A 7,627-nucleotide genomic window follows, 5' to 3' on the forward strand; every position below is an offset into this window, starting at 1 on the left:
CCCGGGCCCGGGGCCCGGACCCGCGTCCAAGCAACCGCGCGGGCCGGGGGGCGGGCGCGATCCCCAGGGCCCTCGGGCGTACGCCGGTGGCTCACGCCAGGCGCTTGACCGCCGCGTCGATCCGCTCGTCCGTGGCCGTCAGCGCCACCCGTACATGGCGCCCGCCCGCCGGACCGTAGAAGTCGCCGGGCGCGACCAGGATGCCCAGCCCCGCGAGGTGCGCCACGGTGTCCCAGCACGGCTCGTCGCGGGTCGACCAGAGGTAGAGGCTCGCCTCGCTGTGGTCGACGCGGAAGCCGTGCGCCTCCAGCGCGGCGCGCAGGGCGGTGCGCCGGGCCGCGTACCGCTCCCGCTGCTCCTGTACGTGGGTGTCGTCGCCGAGCGCCGCGACCGTGGCCGCCTGCACCGGCGCGGGCACCATCATCCCGCCGTGCTTGCGGATCTTCAGCAGCTCGCCGAGGACCGCCGGGTCGCCCGCCAGGAAGGCCGCGCGGTAGCCGGCCAGGTTGGAGCGCTTGGAGAGCGAGTGGACGGCGACGACGCCCTCGTACGTACCGCCGCAGACGTCCGGGTGGAGCACGGAGACGGGCTCGGTCTCCCAGCCCAGCTCCAGGTAGCACTCGTCGCTGAAGACCAGGACGCCGTGCTCGCGCGCCCAGGCGACGATCCGGGTCAGCTCGTCCTCGGCCAGCACACGCCCGGTGGGGTTGGACGGCGAGTTCAGCCAGAGCAGCTTCAGCCCCGCCGGATCCAGCTCCGTGGGGTCGTCGTACGCGACGGGCTCGGCGCCGCAGAGCCGCGCCCCCACCTCGTACGTCGGGTACGCGAGCCGCGGGTACGCGACCCGGTCGCCCGCCCCGAGCCCGAGCTGCGTCGGCAGCCAGGCCACCAGCTCCTTGGAACCGACCACCGGCAGGACGTGCGCATGGCCCACCCCGCGCGCGCCGAGCCGCCGCTCCACCCAGCCGGTCAGCGCGTCCCGCAGCTCGGCCGTGCCCCACACCGTCGGATACCCGGGCGAGTTCGCGGCGCCGATCAGGGCCTGCTGGACCAGTGCGGGGACCGGGTCGACGGGCGTGCCGACGGACAGGTCCACGATCCCGTCCGGGTGGGCAGCCGCCGTCGCCTTGTAGGGCTCCAGCTTGTCCCAGGGAAAGACGGGAAGGCGCGAAGAGACTGCGGACACGTGCTCACTCACTCTTTCTCGTGTGCCAAACACCGCGGTCCCGTACAGCGGGGAGCCGTACGGGACCGGGGGCGCGCTGTCAGCCGTTCTGGGGCGGCAGCGCGGCGATGAAGGGGTGGTCGCGCTCGATCAGGCCGAGCTTGGAAGCACCGCCGGGCGAACCGAGCTCGTCGAAGAACTCGACGTTCGCCTTGTAGTAGTCCTTCCACTCCTCCGGGGTGTCGTCCTCGTAGAAGATGGCCTCGACCGGGCAGACCGGCTCACAGGCTCCGCAGTCGACGCATTCGTCCGGGTGGATGTACAAGGACCGGGAGCCCTCGTAGATGCAGTCGACCGGGCACTCCTCGATGCACGCCTTGTCCTTGACGTCGACACAAGGCTGCGCGATGACGTAGGTCACGCTGTCGTTCCTCCTCGATAGGGCGCGGCGGGCCGATCTGCGGCTCCGTCCACGGGCGCGCGGGAGCGCGGCGTCGTCGATGCCCGCATCTAGTATCTCCGTTCTTGAGCGCGATCCGAACAGGAGGGGCGGACAGAGCTGTGGAATTCACTGGCGGCGGACGACTTGAGGTCCGCGTGACCCCCTCTGACGTGGGCAAACGTGTATCAGTCAGACAACTGACGGAGGATGGCACGGGCCCGGAGAAGTTCACCGACACGGTGGGCGTTCTCACATCCTGGGACGGCGGTGTGCTGCTCATCACACGACGGACCGGGGAGAGCGTGCGCGTCCCCGAGGGCGCGCTGGTCGCGGGGAAGGTCGTCCCCGCCGCGCCGGCCCGGCGCCGGGGCCCCGCCGCCTCCTTCGAGGAGCTGGCACGGGTCGGTGCCCGCTCCTGGCAGCCGGTGGAGAGCGAGCCGCTGGGTGACTGGCTGCTGAGGGCCGCGTCCGGCTTCACGCGACGGGCCAACTCCGTCCTACCCCTCGGTGACCCCGGCATGCCGCTCGACGAGGCGTTGGCGCGCGTACGCCACTGGTACGGGGAGCGGGGGCTGCCCGCGTACATCCAGACCGCGACCGGCGCCGAGTCCACGCAGGAGTTGCTCTGCGCCGAGCTGGAGCGGCGCGGCTGGCGCTCGGAGGTGACGGCGGAGGTGCGCGTCGGCGCGCTCGCGCCGCTGGCCGACCGGGACGACGACCTCTCCGGCGTAACGCTCGACCGTACGGCCGGCACGGCGTGGCTGCGGCGCTACCAGCGCTCCGCCGGGAGGCCGGGGCCCGAGGTGCTCCAGGTGCTCTCCGGCGGCCCCTCGGTGTGGTTCGCGGCGGTCGCCGGGGAGGACGCCCCGGAGGAGGGCGGGACGCCCGCGGCGATCGGCCGGTGCGTGGTCGACGGACGGTGGGCCGGGTTCATGGCGGTGGAGGTCGACCCCGCGCACCGCAGGCGCGGGCTGGCCACGGCGGTGATGACCGCGCTCGCCCGCCGGGCGCTGGACGAGGGCGCGTCCGCCGCCTGGCTCCAGGTGGAGGCGGACAACGAGGGCGCGCAGGCGCTGTACGACGGCATGGGCTTCGCCGTCCACCACCGCTACCACCATTTCCGGTCACCGTGAGCGGCGAGCGGCGCCGGCGGTTCGCCGAGGAGGCCCGCGCGGAGCGGCCCGATCTGGCGACGCTCTGCCTGCTCGTCGGCGCGGAGGGCGACCCGGACCTCACCGAGCCGGATCTCGACGCGGCCCAGGCGGAGCTGGACCGGCTCGCCGGGCTGCTGCCCTTCGGGGTCGCGGGGGCGCGCGCGTGGGCGCGGGCGCTCGGGGAGCTGCTCGGCGGGCGCTGCGGTTTCCACGGCTCCCCCGCCGACTACGAGCGGCTGGAGTCCTCGCTGCTGCCCGCGGTGCTGCGCAGGCGCCGCGGGCTGCCGATCCTGCTCTCGGTGGTCTGGATCGAGGTGGCGCGCCGGGCCGGGGCACCGGTGTACGGGCTGGCGCTGCCCGGCCACTTCGTGGTGGGCTTCGGCGACCCGGCGCAGCGGGTCCTGGCCGACCCGTTCGCGGCCGGCCGGCTGCTGACCGGTGACGACACGGACCTCCTGGTCAGGAGTGTGACGGGGGCGCCGCCCGACCCCGCCTCGTTCCGTCCGGCCGCCGCGCTGGACATCGTGCGGCGCGTCCTGAACAACGTCCGTGCCTGGGCGGCGCTCCGCCCCGAGCGCAGCGACGTGGCGCTGTGGGCCGTCGATCTCTCGCTCCTCCTGCCGGCCCACCCGGCCCGGCTGCGCTACGAGCGGGCCCAGTTGCTGGTCCGCCGCGGGGAGTTCCTGAGCGGGGCGGCGGAGATGGAGGAGTACGCGCGGGTGGTGGCCGCGGTGGAGCCCGCCGCCGCGGAGGCCATCCGCCGGAAGGCCCGCGCGGCCAGAGCGATGCTGAACTGACCTCAGGGGCCCGGGGCGGCCCCGTACCGGCGCGAACGCCGCCGGGCGGACCTCGGAGGAGGCCCGCCCGGCGGCGTGGAACGTACGGGGCGGTCAGGCACGAGCGGGGACGGCCCGCCCGCGCCTCCGGTCAGCTCGGGTCGAGACTGATCGTCTGCGTGCGCTCCGCGGGGGTCTTGCCGCGCAGCGCCTTCTGCATGGCCTGCGCCACGTCGGCCGAGGAGACCGGGTACTGCTTGCCGTCGCCCTTGGTGATCGTGATGCCGTCGAAGACGCCTTCGAGAAGCTGGTCGATGGCGTTCCTGTCGTAGACCTCGACGAGCTTTCCGTCGACCGCCTTCATCGAGAGGATCTTCGGCAGCGACTTGGCGGGGCCGAACTGGATCTGCTTGCCGCCGGCCTGGATGGTGATCAGGCCGGACATGGCGGGCTCGGCGAACTCCTTCATGGCCCGGTCCAGCTCCGCCTGGTCGACGGTGGGCTCGCGGGTGGCGACGGGCAGCTCGATGCTGTTCGCCTTGCCCGTCTGGACCTGGGCGCGGTAGGCGTCCCGGGTCGAGATGATCGAGTGGTTGACGTCCAGCGCCTGGCCCGCCTTGCCGGGTACGGCGACGGCCTTGCCCGGTTCGAAGGTGATGGTGCCCTCGCGGGCCGAGCCGGAGACGCCCGCCAGATCGGCCAGCGCGACGCTCAGCTTCTCCTCGTCGACGGGGATCACCGGTTCGGCGACGCGGGCGCCGCCGAAGAGCGAGCCGATCACCGAGACCGGGTTGTAGTCGCTGCCCGCCGCGTTGCGCACCGTCGCCTGGCTGTCCAGGCTCAGGCCCGCCTTGTCGGGGGCCAGCTCCTCCGTCTTGCCGCCGATGCTGAGCCGCAGCGGGGCGGAGGCGCGTTCGCCGAGGGCGCCTTCGAGCTTGTTGACCGCCTGGTCACGGGTGCCGCCGCCGATGTCGACGCCGAGGACCGTGGTGCCCTTCGGTACGTCGGAGTGGTTCATCAGCAGCCCGGCGCCGTAGAGACCGCCGGCCACCACCACGACGGCGACGCCGAGCAGCGCCACCTTGGAGCGGCCCTTCTTGGCGGGTGCGGAGGCGGACGAGGACGTCCCGGACGGGGGCGCCGGTGCTGCGGGCGCCTTGCCCAGGGGCGGTGTGGTGCCCGCGGCGCCGACCGGGCCGGGGAAGTCGGGCGACGAGAAGTCGTGCTCCCGGCCGAACGCGCCCGCTCCGTCGCCGCCGGGTCCGCCGGACCCCGCGCCGCCGGGGCCCGCGCCGGTCCGGGGGCCGTCGGCCCCCGGCCCAGACCCGGGGAAGGGCGCACGGTGCTCCGGCGGCACCACGGGGATGCCGCTGGTGAGCGTGTCGCCCGAGACATGGCCGCCGGGCCCCGGGTCCTGCGCGGGCTGCTGCGGGGTCAGGACGGCGGTGTCGTCGGAGAGCCGGGGCGCACCGATCCGGCCGGTCCCCTGCGAGGTGCCCAGGGACGCCGGAGGAGTGCCGAACGAGGCGCTGCCGGGGGCCGGGCCCGTGGTGGGGCCGCTCGGTCCGGTGGCCGCGCCCGGGGGACGGGTGCCGAACGCCGGGGTGGTGGGACCGCCTCCGGTCGCCAGCCCCTCGGCGGCGAGATCGCTGAGCGAGGAACCGCCCGCGCCGCCGATCCGGTGGGATCCGGTGGAGTAGTCGGTGCCGCCCGAGTAGTCCGAGCCGTACGGCGACTCCGCGCGGCTCTCCCCGCCGGGCTCCGCCGTCGGCGGCGGGGCCGGGGCGGTGCCGGCGACGGCGGCGGCGCCCGCGCTCATGCCCGCGGCCGTGCCACCGGCCGCCTTGCGTGGCGCGAACCAGTCGCTGGTCGGCCTGTCCCGGCCGTCGCCGTTGTCGCCGTCCGCGCCGTTGGCCGCCTGGGCGGCGGAGCGCTGCTCCCCGACCAGGTCGATCGGCCGGGTCTCGGACATGTCCTGGGCTGCCGCGGGCTTCGGTGTGCTGCCCGTGCGCTCGCCGGCCGGGGTGCCCCGGCCCTCGGCGCCGTCGACGTCGCTCATGGGCGTCCGCATCACGACGGGCGGGATCGGCCGCGAACCCGGGATGTTGATCCGGATCCGGGTGGTCAGCGTGGTCTCGGTCTTCGGCTCGTCCGGCTTTGCGGCGGGCGCGGTCTCTCTCTCCTCCGGAGCGTCCTGCTGAGGATGCAGCGACGGATACTGGCGGGATCCGTACGGCGGTGTCCCCGAGGGGTACGCGGCTCCGCCGCGCCCCTGGGGCCCGGAGGACGAACTGTCAGTTTCACGACTCAAAGCAGGTTCTCCCGGTTGGCTCCGCCGCCCGTTCTTACTGGTACTCAACTGTTCAGTTCCCCCACAGCCGGAGAGCGGGGGGAAGGCCCGGAGCGCGCACCACCATACTGGCCTCCACCGACGGAGACCCGACGACCGTGGGAAGCGATGCTCCGCCGACCGTACGCGCATGGTCAATTCAGCGGCTGCCGGGCTCGTCACTTCCCAAGTCGGCCGGACTTCGTGCCCGGTTGCGGCAACCGCGACATCGTGGCACACATCACAGCCACCACCATGCCGCCGAGCAGGTAGACAAGGGGCCCGGCACCTGCGGCGAAGGCCGCGTCGCCCTCGGCGCGGCCCATGCTCAGCCCGATCGTCGCGATCAGCCATCCGGCGGCGGGCGCGCCCACTCCGAGCTGGGTGCCGGTCGCGTACAGCCCGCCGAAGAAGGCCCCGGCCGTGGCGAGCAGGGCGAGCACCAAACCGCCCGGGAACCAGCCGCCTTGGACGAGGGAACCCGCGATCCCGACGAGCGCGCCGAGCACCGCCAGCCCCAGATACGCGGCGATGCGCCCGGGTCTGAATCCGAGCGGAGTGGTGAGCTGTTGCGCGGCGGGAGCGCCCGGCTCGCGGGTGCTCACGTGTCCGCTCCGGCGCGCGGACCGGCGTGCGGACCCGCGTTCACGCCGGCCGTTCCGGTCATTCCGGTCGTTCCGGTCGTTCCGGTCGTTCCGGTCGTTCCGGCGAAAAGATCGCTCTCACGTTCGCCGGTGGGTGCTCCGGACGTGCCGTGCACCAACTGGTAGTACTCGGTGGTGAAGATCGGCTGACCGAGGTCGTTGGAGAGCGCGAAGAAGGGCCCGTCCACGGCGATCTGGGTGGCGTGGGCGCGCATGGCGGCCGCCTTGTGCCGGGAGTACGGAGCGCCGTCGACCACCGCGGTGATCTCCTCGTCGGAGACGACGCCCGGGATGTCGTCGATCTCCGCGACACCGGGGAAGCCGGAGCCGGCCGCGCGCAGCCGGGCGAAGCCCTCCTCGGCGACCGAGCGCGGGATCCGGTTCCAGTAGATCTTCTCGACGCCGTGCGCCGCGCCCAGCTCCGGACGGTAGGCGGGGTCGGCCGCCAGTTCGGCGGCGCGCATGGCGACGCGGTGGGCCTGGATGTGGTCGGGGTGTCCGTACCCGCCGTCGGGGTCGTACGTGACGAGCACCTGGGGGCGCACCTCGCGGACCACCTCCACGAGGTACGGAGCCGCCTCGTCCACCTCGGTGTGCCAGAACGCGCCGTCGCGGTCGTTCTGCTCCAGGCCCATCATCCCGGAGTCCCGGAACCGGCCGGGGCCGCCGAGGAAGCGGTGGTCGGTGACGCCCAGCTCACGCATCGCCCCGGCGAGTTCACCGACGCGGTGGGCGCCGAGCCGGTCCTCCTGATCGGCCGCCAGGTGGGCGAGTTCGGGCAGTATGACCTCACCCTCCTCGCCGAGGGTGCAGGTCACCAGCGTGACCAGGGCGCCGTCGGCCGCGTACCTGGCCATCGTGGCGCCGTTGTTGATCGACTCGTCGTCGGGATGCGCGTGGACGAGCAGCAGACGACGGGCGGGGAGATCGGTCATGGGGACAGCCTACGAGGCGGCACCGACAGCCGCCCGAGAGCCGTCGGGAGACGTGCGGCGGCGCCGTTCGCGGGCGTACGGGAGCACCGGTCGAGGGCCCCCCGCGGGGGGGCGGGGGCGCGGGGCCGGGGGCGGGGGCCGATCCATGGGGCCCGCCGCCCACAAAATGCGAGTAAACACCG

Annotated in this window: 7 protein-coding genes; 2 read left to right on the forward strand and 5 right to left on the reverse strand. The window is 74.1% G+C overall.

Annotated features, from left to right (window positions below):
• Positions 1-91: 91 nt before the first annotated feature.
• Entirely contained in the window at positions 92-1,186 is a 1,095-nt protein-coding gene (gene dapC / locus ACFXPK_RS00115; protein ID WP_385069854.1) for a succinyldiaminopimelate transaminase, read from the reverse strand.
• 79 nt (positions 1,187-1,265) lie between these two features.
• Complete coding sequence (fdxA, locus tag ACFXPK_RS00120) at positions 1,266-1,586, reverse strand: ferredoxin (protein ID WP_003985062.1); 321 nt, start codon at positions 1,584-1,586, stop codon at positions 1,266-1,268.
• Positions 1,587-1,726: 140 nt separating this feature from the next.
• Here fdxA and ACFXPK_RS00125 point away from each other — a divergent pair, with 140 nt between their 5' ends.
• Both ACFXPK_RS00125 and ACFXPK_RS00130 read left to right on the forward strand, forming a co-directional pair.
• On the forward strand, positions 1,727-2,740 hold the full coding sequence (locus tag ACFXPK_RS00125; protein WP_385069856.1) for a GNAT family N-acetyltransferase: 1,014 nt from the start codon (positions 1,727-1,729) through the stop codon (positions 2,738-2,740).
• Entirely contained in the window at positions 2,737-3,558 is an 822-nt protein-coding gene (locus tag ACFXPK_RS00130) for a tetratricopeptide repeat protein (protein ID WP_384998819.1), read from the forward strand. The genes ACFXPK_RS00125 and ACFXPK_RS00130 overlap by 4 nt, the downstream gene beginning before the upstream one ends.
• Positions 3,559-3,688: 130 nt before the next feature.
• Here the strand turns inward: ACFXPK_RS00130 and ACFXPK_RS00135 are convergent, their stop codons facing one another.
• The 3 genes from ACFXPK_RS00135 to mshB form a co-directional block, all read right to left on the reverse strand.
• Positions 3,689-5,848 (reverse strand): hypothetical protein, encoded by a 2,160-nt coding sequence (locus tag ACFXPK_RS00135; RefSeq protein WP_384997516.1) that lies wholly within the window; start codon positions 5,846-5,848, stop codon positions 3,689-3,691.
• A 197-nt stretch (positions 5,849-6,045) separates the two neighbouring features.
• Complete coding sequence (locus ACFXPK_RS00140) at positions 6,046-6,471, reverse strand: DUF6113 family protein (protein WP_384997518.1); 426 nt, start codon at positions 6,469-6,471, stop codon at positions 6,046-6,048.
• Complete coding sequence (gene mshB / locus ACFXPK_RS00145; RefSeq protein WP_385069858.1) at positions 6,468-7,445, reverse strand: N-acetyl-1-D-myo-inositol-2-amino-2-deoxy-alpha-D-glucopyranoside deacetylase; 978 nt, start codon at positions 7,443-7,445, stop codon at positions 6,468-6,470. Before mshB ends, ACFXPK_RS00140 begins: the two co-directional genes overlap by 4 nt.
• Between the last annotated feature and the right edge of the window lie 182 nt (positions 7,446-7,627).

It is taken from the genome of Streptomyces sp. NPDC059142, from assembly GCF_042755665.1.
Classification (GTDB): Bacteria; Actinomycetota; Actinomycetes; order Streptomycetales; family Streptomycetaceae; genus Streptomyces.